12 protein-coding genes are annotated in these 15,799 nt (G+C 61.9%); 8 read left to right on the forward strand and 4 right to left on the reverse strand.

The window, feature by feature from the left end; translation table 11 throughout:
- Positions 1–30 precede the first annotated feature (30 nt).
- The 3 genes from IEX16_RS14440 to IEX16_RS14450 all read left to right on the forward strand — a co-directional run bounded on the left by IEX16_RS14440 (position 31) and on the right by IEX16_RS14450 (position 4,159).
- Positions 31–1,089: an extracellular solute-binding protein gene (locus IEX16_RS14440; RefSeq protein WP_188709187.1), complete on the forward strand. Its 1,059-nt coding sequence runs from the start codon at positions 31–33 to the stop codon at positions 1,087–1,089.
- A 244-nt stretch (positions 1,090–1,333) separates the two neighbouring features.
- A complete protein-coding gene (locus IEX16_RS14445; RefSeq protein ID WP_188709188.1) occupies positions 1,334–2,092 on the forward strand; it encodes a 3-hydroxyacyl-CoA dehydrogenase in 759 nt (252 codons plus the stop codon).
- A gap of 198 nt (positions 2,093–2,290) precedes the next feature.
- Complete coding sequence (locus IEX16_RS14450) at positions 2,291–4,159, forward strand: gamma-glutamyltransferase family protein (RefSeq protein ID WP_188709189.1); 1,869 nt, start codon at positions 2,291–2,293, stop codon at positions 4,157–4,159.
- 58 nt (positions 4,160–4,217) lie between these two features.
- On the opposite strand, the gene IEX16_RS14455 is transcribed toward IEX16_RS14450, so the two are convergent.
- Positions 4,218–5,150 (reverse strand): YihY/virulence factor BrkB family protein, encoded by a 933-nt coding sequence (locus IEX16_RS14455; RefSeq protein WP_188709190.1) that lies wholly within the window; start codon positions 5,148–5,150, stop codon positions 4,218–4,220.
- 78 nt (positions 5,151–5,228) lie between these two features.
- Between IEX16_RS14455 and dnaG the strand changes: the two genes are divergently transcribed.
- On the forward strand, positions 5,229–7,208 hold the full coding sequence (gene dnaG, locus IEX16_RS14460) for a DNA primase (RefSeq protein WP_188709191.1): 1,980 nt from the start codon (positions 5,229–5,231) through the stop codon (positions 7,206–7,208).
- A gap of 313 nt (positions 7,209–7,521) precedes the next feature.
- On the forward strand, positions 7,522–9,921 hold the full coding sequence (gene rpoD, locus IEX16_RS14465) for an RNA polymerase sigma factor RpoD (RefSeq protein WP_188709192.1): 2,400 nt from the start codon (positions 7,522–7,524) through the stop codon (positions 9,919–9,921).
- 97 nt (positions 9,922–10,018) lie between these two features.
- On the opposite strand, the gene IEX16_RS14470 is transcribed toward rpoD, so the two are convergent.
- The 3 genes from IEX16_RS14470 to IEX16_RS14480 all read right to left on the reverse strand — a co-directional run bounded on the left by IEX16_RS14470 (position 10,019) and on the right by IEX16_RS14480 (position 12,623).
- Positions 10,019–10,450, reverse strand: a complete 432-nt coding sequence (locus IEX16_RS14470; protein ID WP_188709193.1) for a hypothetical protein — start codon at positions 10,448–10,450, stop codon at positions 10,019–10,021.
- A 201-nt stretch (positions 10,451–10,651) separates the two neighbouring features.
- The gene (locus IEX16_RS14475) at positions 10,652–11,662 is read right to left on the reverse strand and encodes an aldo/keto reductase (RefSeq protein ID WP_188709194.1); all 1,011 of its coding nucleotides are present in this window, start codon (positions 11,660–11,662) and stop codon (positions 10,652–10,654) included.
- An 88-nt stretch (positions 11,663–11,750) separates the two neighbouring features.
- Positions 11,751–12,623, reverse strand: coding sequence for a LysR family transcriptional regulator (locus IEX16_RS14480; protein WP_188709195.1), 873 nt, complete (start codon positions 12,621–12,623; stop codon positions 11,751–11,753).
- 94 nt (positions 12,624–12,717) lie between these two features.
- On the opposite strand from IEX16_RS14480, the gene IEX16_RS14485 reads away from it, so the two are divergent.
- Genes IEX16_RS14485 through IEX16_RS14495 form a run of 3 tightly spaced genes read left to right on the forward strand, consistent with a single transcriptional unit; the run spans position 12,718 to position 15,785 of the window.
- Complete coding sequence (locus IEX16_RS14485) at positions 12,718–13,590, forward strand: HpcH/HpaI aldolase/citrate lyase family protein (protein WP_188709196.1); 873 nt, start codon at positions 12,718–12,720, stop codon at positions 13,588–13,590.
- A gap of 25 nt (positions 13,591–13,615) precedes the next feature.
- On the forward strand, positions 13,616–14,614 hold the full coding sequence (locus IEX16_RS14490) for a tripartite tricarboxylate transporter substrate binding protein (protein ID WP_188709197.1): 999 nt from the start codon (positions 13,616–13,618) through the stop codon (positions 14,612–14,614).
- Between the two features lie 25 nt (positions 14,615–14,639).
- Positions 14,640–15,785 carry a CaiB/BaiF CoA transferase family protein gene (locus IEX16_RS14495; RefSeq protein WP_188709198.1) on the forward strand — a complete coding sequence of 382 codons (1,146 nt, stop codon included), beginning with the start codon at positions 14,640–14,642 and terminating at the stop codon, positions 15,783–15,785.
- Positions 15,786–15,799 lie beyond the last annotated feature (14 nt).

A 15,799-nucleotide genomic window follows, 5' to 3' on the forward strand; every position in this document is an offset into this window, starting at 1 on the left:
TTCTTATCTGCCCACTTCATCGATTGACCTATGTTTAATACCGCATCCTCCCTGGCCACCATCACCCTGGCAGTCGCCACCCTGTTCAGCGCAACGAGCGCCGCGCTTGCGCAGCAGCAGGTCGTCAACCTATATTCTGCACGCCACTACCAAAGCGATGAAGGCATGTACGAGGCCTTTACCCGCACCACGGGCATCAAAATCAACCGCGTGGACGCCGATGACGCTGGCATTCTGGCGCGCCTGAAAGCCGAAGGCGCCGCCTCTCCGGCTGACGTGATCCTGCTGGTGGACGCCGCCCGCCTGGCCTCAGCCGATGCACAAGGCCTGTTCCAGCCGATCAAGTCCAAGGTACTGGACGCGGCCATTCCGGCCAACCTGCGCGCGACTCCCACCGCCGATGGCGTGACCTGGACCGGTTTTTCAACCCGCGCCCGCGTCATTGTTTACGACCCGGCCCGTGTTCAAGCCAGCGACGTAGACAGCTACGAAAAACTTGCCGACCCCAAACTCAAGGGCCTGGTCTGCACCCGCTCGGGCTCACACCCCTACAACCTGTCGCTGTTCAGCACCGTGGTCGAGCGCCTGGGCGACGCCAAAGGTGAAGCCTGGCTCAAGGGCGTGGTCGACAACATGGCGCGCGCACCCAAGGGCGGCGACACCGACCAGATCAAGGCCGTGGCCTCCGGCGAATGCGGCGTGGCCGTGACCAACACGTATTACGTCGCGCGCCTGATCAAGTCCGACAAGGCCGATGAAAAAGCCGTAATGCAAAAGGTCAAGGTCATGTTCCCGAACCAGGCCACCTCCGGCACCCATGTGAATATCGCCGGTGCGGCGGTTGCCAAACATGCCAAGAACCAGGCCAACGCCGTCAAGTTCATGGAGTTCCTGTCCAGCGCGTTTGCCCAGGACTACTTTGCCAACGGCAACAACGAGTTCCCGGCCACGAAGGGCGTTACCGTGATCAACCCGGCAATTGTGGCCATGGGCGGCGCCAGCTTCAAGGCTGAGAGCATCCCGCTTGGCGTGGTCGCCAAAAACCAGGTCAAGGTGCAGCAGATGCTGGACCGGGTTGGGTACAAATAAGGCCCCCACGTTCGCTCGCTTCGAGCCTGCGGCGGCTCCCTGCCCCTTGCACGGAATAAAGGGGCGCTACAGCTGCGGACCGGCAGAGCCGGACCCGCGGCCCCTGCTTGAAAAGAGAGCCACGCATGACGATGAAAAGCCCGGTCCGCCGGGCTTTTTTTTGCCCGATAATTCCGCCTGACATTGACGTTCACGTCAACTCCGAACCCCACCTTCCCTCTCTTCATCTTCCCAAGGAATTCTCATGGACATCGCAGGCAAAGTATTCATCGTCACCGGCGGCGCATCCGGTCTGGGCGAGGGCACGGCACGCATGCTGGCGGCCAAAGGCGGCAAGGTCGTGATCGCCGACATGCAGGTTGAAAAAGGAGAGGCGATTGCTAAAGACATAGGCGGCGCCTTTGTCAAATGCGACGTCAGCCAGGAGGCCGACGGCCAGGCGGTTGTCGCCAAAGCCGTGTCCATGGGCAAACTGATGGGTCTGGTCAACTGCGCCGGTATCGCACCGGCTGAAAAAACCGTAGGCAAAAACGGCGCGCACAACCTGGGCGTCTTCAGCAAAACCATCATGGTCAATCTGGTCGGCAGCTTCAACATGATTCGTCTGGCCGCCGACGCCATGTGCAAAAACGAACCCGAAGCCACCGGCGAGCGCGGGGTCATGATCTCCACCGCCTCGGTCGCGGCCTACGACGGCCAGATCGGCCAGGCCGCCTACAGCGCTTCCAAGGGCGGCATTGTCGGCATGACCTTGCCGATCGCGCGCGACCTGGCACGCAACGGCATCCGCAACATGACGATCGCACCGGGCATTTTTGGCACGCCCATGATGTTTGGCATGCCCCAGGAAGTGCAGGACTCACTGGCAGCATCGGTGCCCTTCCCGAGCCGCCTGGGCACGCCGCAGGACTACGCCAAACTGGCGCAGCACATCTTTGAAAACGACATGCTCAACGGCGAAGTGATTCGCCTCGACGGCGCGATCCGCCTGGCGCCGCGATAACCTGCCTGGCCCAAATCCGCTATCGGATTGATAGCTGCTTGCGCATATCTCGCAAGGGCTGAAGGCTGATTCGACCTCAAACAAAGTCGGATCGGCTTTTTTTTGCTGCTGACACAAATCAACCGTCGGCACGGACAAGTTTCAGCTGCGCCTCCGGGGGCTTGGGTTTACCATGGCCGCTCACCCACAGGACAAGCCATGAAAAACAACACCTCCGCGCGCCCGCGCACTGTTTGCCCGGCTCTTGCCGCCGCACTGGTCGCCAGCCTGCTGCTGGCGGGCTGTGTGTCGGCGCCGCCTTTTGCTTATGACCTGCCGCCGCAGCCAGAGATCGCTTCCGGCTATACCGAAAAACCAGGCTGGGCCAGCTCCAAATTTGCCGTCGCTGCGGCGAACCCGCTGGCCGCCGACGCTGGCTACCAGGTTCTGAAGGCTGGCGGCACGGCAATTGATGCGGCGGTTGCTGTGCAGATGGTGCTCGCGCTGGTGGAGCCCCAGTCCAGTGGCCTGGGCGGCGGCGCTTTTTTGCTGCATGCCAGCGGCAGCACGGTCGAGGCGTTTGATGGCCGCGAAACTGCGCCAGCCGCAGCCGACGAAAAGCTTTTTCTCAGCGCCGACGGCAAGCCCATGGCGTTCGACGACGGCGTGGTCGGTGGCCGCTCTGTCGGGGTACCGGGCACCGTGCGCATGCTGGAAATGGCGCACAGGCAACACGGCAAGCTACCTTGGGCGCAATTGTTTGTGCCGGCCATCGCGCTGGCCGAAAACGGCTTCAAGGTCAGCCCACGTCTGGCCAGCCTGCTCAAGGCCGATCAGCACCTGAAAAAAGATCCGGTGGCTGCCGCCTATTTTTACCCGGTCAACGGTGAAGCCCTGGCCGCCGGCGCCCTGCTGCGCAACCAGCCACTGGCTGATGTGCTGAAAAAGATCGCAGCCGGCGGGTCCAAAGGGCTGCTGGAAGGCGACGTCGCCCAGGCCGTTGTCAGCAAGGTGCAGCAACACCCAAGCAACCCCGGCAAACTGAGCCTGGCCGACATGGCCGGCTACCAGGCCAAAAAACGCGAACCGATCTGCCACGATTACCGCGCCCAGGCCAGGGACTACCGCATTTGCGGCATGCCACCACCCAGCTCGGCTGGGATTGCAGTCGGGCAAATCCTGGGCATCCTGAACAACACCAACGCAGCGACGCTGCCGCTGGTGACCGGCATCGGCGGCGTCGCCGGTACCGTGGCCCCAACGCCGTCGGCCGACTGGCTGCACCTTTACACCGAGGCCTCGCGCCTGGCCTTTGCCGACCGCGCTCAGTACCTGGGCGACCCCGACTTCGTGCAGGCCCCGGCTGGCAGCTGGATGAGCCTGCTCGCCCCCGCCTATTTGGCTGATCGCGCCAAACTGATCGCGCAGCAGCCCGGCGGCCAGAGCATGAAAGTGGCGCCGCCTGGCGTGCCCACCGGTGCGCGCATGGCCTACGCACCCATGGCCGACCAACCGGAATACGGCACCTCACACATCAGCATCGTGGACGCTTTCGGCAATGCGGTCGCCATGACGACCACGATTGAAGGCGCCTTTGGCTCGCGCCAGATGGTCAGGGGCTTTTTGCTGAACAGCGAGCTGACCGATTTCAGCTTTGCACCGGCAGATGCCGACGGCAAGCCGGTGGCCAACCGTTTGCAGCCGGGCAAGCGGCCGCGTTCGTCCATGGCACCTACGCTGGTGTTTGACAAGGCCAGCGGCCAGCTGGTGATGAGCGGCGGCAGCTCGGGCGGTGCGCTGATCATTCACGACATCACCAAAACGCTGTATGGCGTGCTGAACCTGGGCCTGATGCCGCAACAGGCCATTAATCTGCCCAATTTCGCCTCGTTCAACGGCCCCAGTCTGCTGGAGGAAAAGCGCTTTGCACCCGCCACCATCGAAGCCCTGAAAGCCCGCGGCGCCGAAGTGCGCGAGATGACCATGACCAGCGGCCTACAAGCCATCACCCGCGGGGAGGCACACGGCACGCAGTTGTGGCTGGGCGGCGCCGACCCGCGCCGCGAGGGTGTGGTGATGGGTGATTGAGCGCCAGCTCTAGTATCAAAAAGGCATCCAGCCCATGACTGGAAACGGCTGATCGCTATTATTTCGATAGCGTCCCGGCTTCGGGAACAGTGCCTTCCACCTTCAGGGGGTTGGCCGGCGGCGGCTCTGGCGGCTTGTCGATGCGTTCGTACTCGGAGATCACCTGGGCGCCCAGCAGCAGCAGGGTCGCCGCGATCTCCAGGCTCAGCAGCACCACGATGGCGGTGGTGAGCGAGCCGTAAACCACGTTGACCTGCGACAGCGTGCCGAAGTACCAGACCAGCAGGTGCCGCGTGATTTCCCACAGCAGGGCCGCCGTCACGCCGCCGATCAGCGCATGGCGCCACGACAGCTTGCCGACCGGCATCACCATGTAGACCGAGGTCAGCAGGAAAATCTCCCCGGTCAGCCCCAGCAGGTAGAGCAGCAGGCCGGACACACCGCTGAGCGACCATTCTCGGCCCAGCACATCGACGCTTTCCTCACCCATGGCGCGCAGCCCGCCCGATACCAGCGTGACCACCAGCAGCCCGGCGCCCAGGCTGATGATGTAACAGTAAGGCAGCAGCGCCGAGACGATAAAGCGCCGGCGCCGCACCGCAATCCGGTGCAGAAAAATCACCGACATGGCGTTTTCCAGCACGGTGAAGGCCAGCGAGCTGAAAAACAGCATGGTGCCGAGCAGCACCCAGCCGATCACGTCGCGGTGGGCCAGGAAGGTCGCGAGTTCGGCCACCACCGCGCGCGACTGCACCGGCATCAGCCACTCGAGGTAGCGGCCCAGGGTCTGCAGCAGCTCGGCCTGGTCGATCACATGCGACAGCGCGATGATCACCAGGATCAGCAGCGGAACAATCGACAACAGCGCGTAATACGCCACCGCGCCAGCCAGCAACAGGCCCTGGTTGGCGCGAAAGCCCATGAGCACGCGCCAGGCAAAAGCGGCGGGGTGAGCCAGCACGTGGGCGGCCTGGTGGCTGAGGATTTGCATGGCACATGGTAGCCGCAGAAGGTGGCACTTGCCGCCCGGACCGACGCGGCCACGGGGTCGTGAAGGCACAATACAGGCGTGGCCATTCCCTCATCATTCATTCAGGAACTGCTGGCGCGTGCCGATATCGTCGATATCGTTGGCCGCCATGTCCAGCTCAAGAAGGGCGGGGCCAACTTCATGGGGCTGTGTCCCTTTCATGGAGAAAAATCCCCTTCTTTTTCTGTCAGCCCGTCCAAGCAGTTCTACCACTGCTTCGGCTGCGGCGTCAGCGGCGACGCGATCAAGTTCATGACCGAGTACGGCGGTATGACGTTTATTGAGGCCGTAAAGGATCTGGCTCAGCAATACGGCCTCCAGGTGCCGGAGGACGACGTCTCGCCGCAGGAGCGTGCCCGCGCTGCCCTGGCCCGCGAGCAGCAGGCGACCTTGAGCAGCGTGCTAGAAAAAGCCGGCATCGCCTATATCAAGCATTTGCGCAGCTCGCCACGCGCCATCGACTACTTCAAGGGCCGCGGCCTGTCGGGAGAGATCGCCAAGACTTTCGGCCTCGGGTATGCGCCCGAGGGCTGGCGGGCACTGGCCAGCGTGTTCCCCGATTACAACGACCCCTTGCTGGTCGAAAGTGGCCTGGTCATCACCAGCGAGCCCGGTGAAGAAAATTCGCAGGGTGAGGCCAAACGCTACGACCGCTTCCGCGACCGCGTGATGTTTCCGATCCGCAACGTCAAGGGCGAATGCATAGGTTTTGGCGGGCGCGTGCTGGGCGACGAAAAACCCAAGTACCTGAACTCGCCGGAAACCCCGGTCTTCAGCAAAGGCCGTGAGCTCTATGGCCTGTTCGAGGCGCGCACCGCCTTGCGCGAACACGGCTACGCGCTGGTCACAGAGGGTTACATGGACGTGGTGGCGCTGGCCCAGCTCGGTTTTGCAAATGCCGTCGCCACCCTGGGCACGGCCTGTACCGCCGACCATGTGCAAAAGCTCTTTCGTTTCACGGATTCTGTGGTTTTCAGCTTTGACGGCGACGGCGCTGGCCGCCGCGCCGCGCGCAAGGCGCTGGACGCCGCCCTGCCCTTTGCGACCGACGTGCGCACCGTCAAGTTTTTGTTCTTGCCCGAAGAACACGACCCCGACAGCTTCATCCGCGCCAACGGCCAGGACGGTTTTGCCGCCGCCGTGGCCAAGGCCGTGCCGCTCAGCAAGTTCATGCTCGAAGCCGCTGCCGAGGGCTGCGAACTTGACACCGCCGAAGGCCGGGCCCACATGGCCAGCAATGCGCGGCCGCTCTGGAGCCTGTTGCCCGACGGCACGCTGAAACGCCAGTTGCTGGCTGAAATCGCCGACCAGGTGCTGATCGATAGCCGCGAGCTGCTTCAGATCTGGCAGCCGGCCCAGGGTTCAGGGGGCTATAAAAACAATAGCACCACACGCACGCCCGGTAAGGGCCAGCGGTCTAAAATATCTGAAATATCGGCCAGTGCGTCGCATTTAGGGGAGTTTGCCGGTAATTTTGCCGACCTGCACGACGACGGCGCCTACGCTGCCTCACTGCCCATGAATGCCGGCGCGTCCGGCCACAGCGCCCGGTCGTCAAGCGGCAACCGGCCTGGCCGGCGGGTTGCAGGACGACGCTTGTCAGCAAGTCCCCAGGATCGCTTGCTTCGTTTGATGCTGACTGACCCGCAAAGCTGGGACAAACTCAGCGGCGAAGAGCACGTGCTGCTGTGTGAGCTGCCGGCGCCGCAGGGCCCGCTGTTTGTGTGGCTTGAAAGCCAGTTGCATGAACACGGCCCCCAGCCCTGGGCGGCATTGCGCGAGGGTCTGCGTGAGCACCCCCAGGAAAAATACGCGGTTGACCAGATATCCGAGATTCCGGAAGGCATTGAATGCGATTGGAATGAAGCTCGCGCCATTCTTGACCGGCTGCTCGCGGCCAAGCTGAATCAGGAGCAGAAGGAATTGAGCGAAGGCGGTACCGAAACGCTCCTGGACCCTGTCAAAAGGCAGCGTCTGGCATTTTTGATGGCCCGGACAAAAACCCGCGCTGCGTCCTAAAAAAAAGCCGATTTAGGCCTGATTTTAATGCCCAAAAATGAGGCATCCGGGTATAATCCGACTTTCCGCTACGGCAAGCGCGACAGCAGCACCTCCGGCAACCGCCCCCCGCAAGAACGGGACCGCACTGGTTGAGGGCAATTTATCCGCAAGGACTGCACACCAAATGTTCGCCCAAACAACTTGCCTGGGGGCTTCTCAAAGCCCCTGAATGCCCAGCCCTCCGGCTCCGGGCATTTTTTGTGCCTGTGCCCGGCCTTGCCGGTGCCGGGAACCCAGTCTGTTGAAGGAAGTTTCATACCGGGAGTTCGCCATGCCTGCTCAAAAGCCCAGCAAGTCCGCCAAAGCCGTGCCCAAGTCCAAAGCCGCCGTAAAAACTGCCGCCCGACCGCCCGTCAAGAAGGCCGCCAGCAAGCTTGAAAAACCCGCAAAAACCGCCATATCCAAACCAGTTCCCGGCAAAAAAGCCGCAGCGCCTAAAGCGCCTCCGAAATCCGAAAAGTCCGTCAAGAAAGCCCTCCCTGTGCCGACCAAGTCTCCCGTCTCCCTTGCCAAACCCCTTGCCAAAAAAGAAACTCCGCTGAAGGCCGCCCCGGTCGCAGCCGCCGTTGACGTGCCGGTCAAGAAGAAACCTGGCCGCCCGCCGAAAAACCCGGATGCGGCCGTAGAAGCCGGCGGTGCCAAGCGCGGCCGCAAACCCAAGGTGGCCGGCAAGGCCGAGGGTGATGAGGACATGTCCGACATCGAAGACGACCTCGTCGGTGAACCGGTGGCCGAGACCACCGAAAAGGTCAAGCCACTGCGTATGAAAATCAGCAAGGCGAAAGAACGCGCCTTGATGAAAGAGTTTGGCCTGGACGAAACCGTGTTATCTGAAGAAGACATGGCCAAGCGCCGCGCGCGCCTGAAAGCCCTGATCAAACTCGGCAAGACCCGCGGTTACCTGACGCATGGCGAAATTTCCGACCACCTGCCCGATAAGCTGATCGACGCTGAAACGCTGGACGCGGTGATCGTCACCTTGAACGATCTGGGCGTTGCCGTGTACGAGCAGACGCCTGACGCAGAGACCCTGCTGATCACTGCCAACGCACCGGCCGGCGCCACCGAAGAAGAGGCTGAAGAAGCCGCCGAAGCCGCCCTGTCCACCGTGGACAGTGAATTCGGCCGCACCACCGACCCGGTCCGCATGTACATGCGTGAGATGGGAACGGTCGAGTTGCTGACGCGCGAAGGCGAAATCGAGATCGCCAAACGCATCGAGGGCGGCCTGATGAAGATGATGGAAGCCATCTCTGAAAGTCCGGCCACCATTGCTGAAATTCTGCGCCTCGGTGAAGACATCCGCGAAGGCAAGATTGTTATTTCCACCGTGGTGGATGGCTTTTCCAACCCCAACGAAGCCGACGACTATGTGGCCGAAGAGGACTTTGACGAGTTCGATGAGGAAGACGACGACGACGGCAAGGGCGGCTCCAAGGCGCTGACCAAAAAGCTTGAAGAGCTGAAAAAGGAAGCGCTGGTACGTATCGAGACCATCGCCTCGCTGTTCGAGAAAGTCCACAAGACTTACGACAAGGAAGGTTACGGCACGCCGGCCTACGTGAAAGCGCAGAAAGCCCTCAGCGACGAGCTCATGACGGTGCGTTTTACCGCCAAGACGATTGAAAAGCTCTGTGACCTGCTGCGCGGCCAGGTGCTGGATGTGCGCAAGAAAGAGCGCGAGCTGCGCCGCATCATCGTCGAGAAATGCGGCATGCCGCAGGAAGTCTTCATCAAGGACTTTCCGCCGAATCTGCTGAACCTCAAATGGGTCGAAAAACAGGTAGCCGCCAACAAGTCGTGGTCCATCATCATGGCGCGCAACATCCCGCCTATCCAGGAATTGCAGACCAAGCTTGGTGAGTTGCAGGCGCGTGTGGTCGTGCCTTTGGGTCAGCTCAAGGACATCAACAAGCGCATGAACGAAGGCGAGACCAACTCGCGCGACGCCAAGAAAGAGATGATCGAGGCCAACTTGCGCCTGGTGATCTCGATCGCTAAAAAGTACACGAATCGCGGCTTGCAATTCCTGGACTTAATCCAGGAAGGCAACATCGGCCTGATGAAAGCCGTGGACAAGTTTGAATACCGCCGCGGCTACAAGTTCTCGACCTACGCCACTTGGTGGATTCGCCAGGCGATCACGCGCTCCATCGCCGACCAAGCCCGCACCATCCGCATTCCGGTGCACATGATCGAGACCATCAACAAGATGAACCGCCTGTCGCGCCAGCATCTGCAGGAGTTCGGCTTCGAGCCGGACGCCAGCATCCTGGCCGCCAAGATGGAGATTCCGGAAGACAAGATCCGCAAGATCATGAAGATCGCCAAAGAGCCGATCTCGATGGAAACACCGATCGGCGACGACGATGATTCGCACCTTGGCGACTTCATCGAGGACAGCGCCAACACCGCACCGCTGGAAGCCGCGATGCAAGCCGGCCTGCGCGATGTGGTCAAAGACATCCTCGACAGCCTGACACCGCGCGAAGCCAAGGTGCTGCGCATGCGTTTCGGCATCGAGATGAGCACCGACCACACGCTGGAAGAAGTCGGCAAGCAGTTCGACGTGACGCGTGAACGCATCCGCCAGATCGAAGCCAAGGCGCTGCGCAAGCTCAAGCACCCTTCACGTTCGGACAAGCTGCGCAGCTTTATCGACACGCTGTAGGCGCGGAAAATCAAAAAGGCCGGTCCCCGTTTCACGGGCACCGGCCTTTTTCGATGGACGTCAGTTTGGGGCCGCCGCCCGATCGAACGAAAGCAGGTTATGGCTGCTTTGTAACGGATTTAATTTTGAAGAACCGGGCGCTGCGTTCATCCTTTAATGCGCCGTAAAACTCTTCACCGACCTGATAGGTGTAGTAGCACATGTCGGTACGTGAATTCCAGACCGGCATGTGTTTCTTCGAACACCACTTGCCATCCTCGTCGGCCGACCAGACCCCCGTGGCGGGGCTTTCGCTGCGACTGCCATAGTGATACTCCGAGCCAGACAGCGTGCCGTCGGCTTGAAACAAAAGATCGCCCTCTCCTCCACCGATTGGCCAGACATACTTGATGCGAAGTGGAACCATCGCGGTGTAGTCCGCCTTCGTGAGCTTTCTTGCGCCTTTATCCAGCAAATCACCGACATTGGATTGAGCAAGTACTGGCAGGCTACTTAGCGCAAGCAAGGACCCAAAAATCAAGGTTTTCATAGTCTCTCCCAAATGTAGTTACATGATGTTACCACCAGGACGGTGATCATGTGATGGCGCTCAGTTCTGCCTTTAACCGGGAAGACGCAGGAGTGTAAACAGTGGCGCTTTGGCACTGAGGCAAGACAACATCTGCACCTGATACTTGGTCACGCGCGATTTGCCATCAGTACGACGACTGCCCTTTTTTAGCGATCAGGATCAAACACTGACGCCAAACTCCTCAGTATCCACTTCGCTGGCACTCTGCGCGCTGTAACGCGGGCCGGTCACGGTGCCCTGACTGATCAGTGCATCGAGTCTGGTCAGCAGGCCGGCGTCCAGCCGTACATCCATCGCAGCCAGGTCCTCCTGCAGATGCGCCACGCTGCTTGTGCCCGGAATCGGGATGATATGCGGCGCCTTGTGCAGCAACCAGGCCAGCGCTAGCTGGGCCGGCGTGCAGCCGGCCTCTTCGGCCAGCGCCTTGTAAGGTGGGAGCAACTTCAGGTTGGCCGCGTAGTTGTCGGGCGAAAAACGCGGCATCGCAGCGCGAATATCCTTGGGCACGAGCGTGCCGACATCGTGCAGCGCATCGCACAAAAAACCGCGCGCCACCGGGCTGAAGGCCACAAAGGCCGCGCCCAACTCACGGCAAGCCTCCAGCACCGCGATCTCCGGATTGCGCGTCCACAGCGAATATTCGGTCTGCACGGCGGCAATCGGGTGCACGGCGTGAGCCTTGCGCAGCGTTGTGGCCGAGACCTCGGACAGGCCGATTGCCCGCACTTTGCCCACGCGCACCAGCTCGGCCATGGCACCTACGCTGTCTTCGATCGGCACCTTCTTGTCCCAGCGGTGCAGGTAATACAGGTCGATCACGTCGGTCTGCAGGCGCTGCAGGCTGTCTTCGCAATTTTTCCGGATGGCCTCGGGCCGGCCGTCGATGACACGTTTGACACCGTCATCAAAATGCACACCCGACATGCCGCCCTTGCTGGCCAGCGTGAAGCTGCTGCGGTGTTTGGACAGCACCTTGCCGACCAGGGTTTCGTTGGCGCCAAAGCCATACAGCGCCGCTGTGTCAAACAGCGTGACGCCGGCGTCCAGCGCGGCCAGCAACACACGTTCGCTCTGCTCCGCAGAGGGCGGCGTGCCGTAGGCGTGGCTCAGGTTCATGCAGCCCAGGCCGATGGCCGAGACAGTGAAAGATGCGATGGTTCGTTGTTGCATGGCGTGAGCTTAAGCCAAACCGGAAGCTGTCGCACTTGCGTGGTTTGCATGGCTTGCGTCGTCCGCACTGTGCATTCGCCGCGGTGCTTCAGACCGGGCCCGACACGCGCGCCTGCTCAAGAAACGCCGTCACCAGGCGGGCTCGGGCGGTACCGCGCCGCCACAACACGCCGAACTGGCGAGGCGTGACAGGATCCGGCAGCTGGATCCGGGCAATGTCCAGGCCCCGAGTGAGCGGTGAGGCAATGTCAGGCACCAGAGAAACGCCCAAGCCCTCGCTCACCATCATTGAGATCGCCAGCAGCGAGCTCAGCTCGAACCTTTCGCGAGGAACAATACCGTGATCACGCAGGTAAGCGTCGGCGCGCTTGCCAAATCCCAGACTGCGGTCATAACGCAGCAGCGGTTGAGTGCGCAACAGCTGGAGTGCATCCTGGTCGGCAAATTCGGGTGGCGCCAGCACCACCATCTGCTCATCGCGCAGCAATTCCCAGGCCGTGGCCTTGTCCAGGGCAAACTCCGGGTGCAGGCAGACGGCCGCGTCCAGCTCGTCGCGGCGCACGGCTTCGACCACCTGTTGCGAGAGGCCAGACTGAATGAACACGGTCACATCGGGGTGCGCGCGGGCAAGTCGGCCCAGGATGCCGGGAAGCACCGTATGCAATGCGGTGTTGATGGTGCCAAGTCGCAACTCACCGGCGACAACGTCTTCCAGCACCACGGCGCGCAGCGTGCCAAAGTCGCGCAGCAGTTCACCGGCGCGCACCAGCAGCCGGTGACCGGCAGGCGTCGGCAAGACGGTGCGACCCGAGCGAACCATCAAGGGCACGCCCAGATCACGTTCGAGAGTGCGTACTTGCAAGGCGACCGCTGCGGGCGTCAGCCCCAGGCGACGTGCTGCTTCGGCCATCGAGCCGGTCTCGGCGGCCAGCACGAAGGTCTGCAGGAATGCTGTTTCCATAGATGGTTGCGAAGTTGAAAGAATAGATTTTCTATCTTTTTAAACAAGCGGCTGCGGGTTTACCGGAAGGCCCAAAACCCGGAGACTTCCCGGCATGAGAAGCAAACTCTTTGTGCCGGGTTCCAGGCCGGAACTGTTCGCCAAAGCCCTGGCCAGCGACGCCGATGGCATTTCAATCGACCTGGAAGACGCGGTGGTGGAAACCCGCAAGTCCGAGGCACGGGCAACGGTGACAAAGTGGTTGCGCTCCCGCATCCCGGGAGCAGATCGCAAACTGGTGATCGTGCGTGTGAATGCCATGGATACGCCGCACTTCGACGCCGACGTGACCGCCGTGGTTCAACCCGGCCTGGACGTGCTGAACCTGCCCAAGCCTGAGAGCGTCGATGCGGTCCGTGCTGCGGTGGCCGCCATTGCGCGCGCCGAACGTGCAAACGGTGTGTCCATCCCGGTGCGGTTGCTGCTCAATATCGAGGCCCCGCGTGCACTGCGCGAGGCTGCAGACCTTGCCGCGGCCGATCCGCGGGTGATGGGATTACAGGTCGGACTGGGAGACCTGTTCGAACCGCTGGGCATAGACCGTTGCGACATGGCTTGCGTTGGGCAGGTGCTGTTCGCAGTCCGCATGGCGGCGGCCGAGGCAGGCGTGGACGCTTTCGATGGCGCATTCGCTGACGTCAGCAATCCCGAGGCTTATCTCGCCGAGGCGCAACTCGCCCGGCGCTTAGGATTCTCGGGAAAAAGTTGCATTCACCCCAGCCAGATCGCCTTGGCCAACCAGGCTTTCCGGCCGAGTGATGCCCAGATTGCCCATGCGCTGAAGGTGATGCAGGCCGCAGCCGATGCACACACCCGCGGCATGGGCGCCTACATGGTCGAAGGCAGGATGGTCGATGCGCCATTTGTCCGCCGTGCAGAAGCTGTCGTCGAGAGCGCGCGCCGCATGGGCCTGCTGCCCACAGGATGATCACAACAACCACCAGGAGACAATCATGCAAGCATTGACACGGCGCGCCCTGCGCCGCCCTTCCCTCGCCGCCTTGGTCGCCTTGGCCCTGGTCGCCTTTGCGGGCGCTGTGGCTCAGGCGCAGGACGCGTATCCGAGCAAACCCATCACCATCGTCGTACCTTACCCACCCGGCGGCTCGAACGATGTGTTTGCGCGCGTCATCGCCCGGGAATTGGGTGATGCGCTGAAGCAGCCGGTGATCGTGGACAACCGTCCCGGTGCCAGCGGCACGACCGGAACCGCAGCGGTCGTGCGCGCGACGGCAGACGGTTATACGCTGGTCGCCGTGTCTTCCAGCATGACGACCAACGCGGCGATCCAGCCAAAAATGCCGTTCGACCCTGTCAAGGGGCTGGCAGCGGTGGCGATGTTTGCGGAAGGTCCCTTCATCGTCGCGGTGAACAATGAGTTCGCCGCCAAATCTCCCAAGGAATTGATTGCCGCGATCCGCGCCAAGCCGGGCGCCTACAACTATGCCTCCTCGGGCACGGGCAGCGTCAACCAGTTCGGCACCGAGTTGCTCAAGGCCCAGGCTGGCAATCTGTTCATCACACACATTCCCTATCGCGGCATGGGCCCGGCCGTCACAGACCTGGCCGGGGGACAAACCCAGGTCCTGATGGCGAGCGGACCCAGCCTGTTGCCGATGGTGCGCGCAGGCAAGGTACGCGCCATTGGTATCACCAGCGCCACGCCGAGCGCCATCGCGCCCGACCTGGTGCCCTTTTCAACGGCCGTGCCGGGCTACGAGTTCTCGCTGTGGTGGGGCCTTCTCGCGCCTGCCGGCACGCCAACACCCGTGATCAGCAAGCTCAACGCCGCAATCAATCAGATTCTGGCCAAGCCAGAAGTCAAGGCGCAGTTCCTGCGTGAAGGTGCCGAAGCCAGGCCCATCACTCCGGCACAGTTCGCCAGTGTGGTGGCTAGCGACGTTGAGCGCTGGAAAAAACTGGCCCGGCAACAAAACATCGTCGCAGACTGATTTCACACGCCAGAAGCCATCAATCATGAGCTTGACTGGGAACAGAAGCGGCCCGCTTGCGGGCGTACGCGTCCTCGACCTCAGCGCTTACATCGCTGGGCCTTATGGTTGCTCTTTGCTAGCCGACCAGGGCGCCGAGGTCATCAAGGTCGAGCCGCCGGCCGGAGACAATCTGCGCAAATACCCCTCCACCCTGGAATCTGAGAGCCGCGCTTTCCTGGGAGTCAACCGGGGCAAACTCGGTGTGGTGCTGGACCTCAAGGATGCGCGCGACCACGATCGCCTGCTGGCGCTGGTGCGGAGCGCGGACGTGCTGGTACATAACTTCCGGCCCAATGTACCGGCTCGCCTGGGGATCGCCTATGAGCAGCTCAAGGACATCAATCCGCGCCTCGTCTATTGCGCAGTTACCGGTTATGGCGATACAGGGCCGCTGAAAGACAAGGCCGGCTACGACCAGGTGCTGCAAACGATGACGGGCATGTGCACGCTCCAGGGTAAACGCGGCGAGCCGCCCGAAATCCTGTACGGCTCGGTCGTTGACTACTACGCAGCTGCGCTTGTCTCTGGCGGCGTTTCTTCGGCTCTGTACGAGCGCGAGAAAAGTGGCGAAGGCCAATATGTCGGTGTCTCGCTTTTGCGTTCGGCGCTCGCCATGCAGTCTGCCCGTCTGGTGTGGGCGGACAGCGAGCCGCGTGAAGTTGGCCGGGACATGCGCTCAGGTGGAATCACCGGCATCCATCCTACCCAGGAAGGCTATTTGTACATTTCGGCCAACACGCCGCATTTCTGGCGGGCACTGTGCGAGAGGACGGGCCTGCCAGAATTGCTGGACGAGCGTTACGACACGGTTCGCAAGCGCGCCCAGCATCATGCAGAAATTGTGCCGCTCCTGCACGTTGCGCTGGCGCTACACAGCGCGCTGGAGTGGGAGGCGCTGTTTGGGGAAGAGGTGCCCTGCGCCGCGGCGCGCTCCGTCGAGGACATGTTTGATTTTCCCCAGGCACTGGAAGAGGACATGATCCAGACCTATGAGCACCCCGTCGCGGGCCGCTACCGCGGTTTCACCCGAGCATGGAAATTTGGCCGGACACCGGGGCCGACACCGATGGCCGCGCCAGCGCTGGACCAGCACGGCGACGCGTTGCGCGCCGAAGCCGACCGGCTTTGATAGCAGGCCATCAA

The sequence above is a fragment of the Polaromonas eurypsychrophila genome (assembly GCF_014641715.1).
GTDB lineage: Bacteria > Pseudomonadota > Gammaproteobacteria > Burkholderiales > Burkholderiaceae_C > Polaromonas > Polaromonas eurypsychrophila.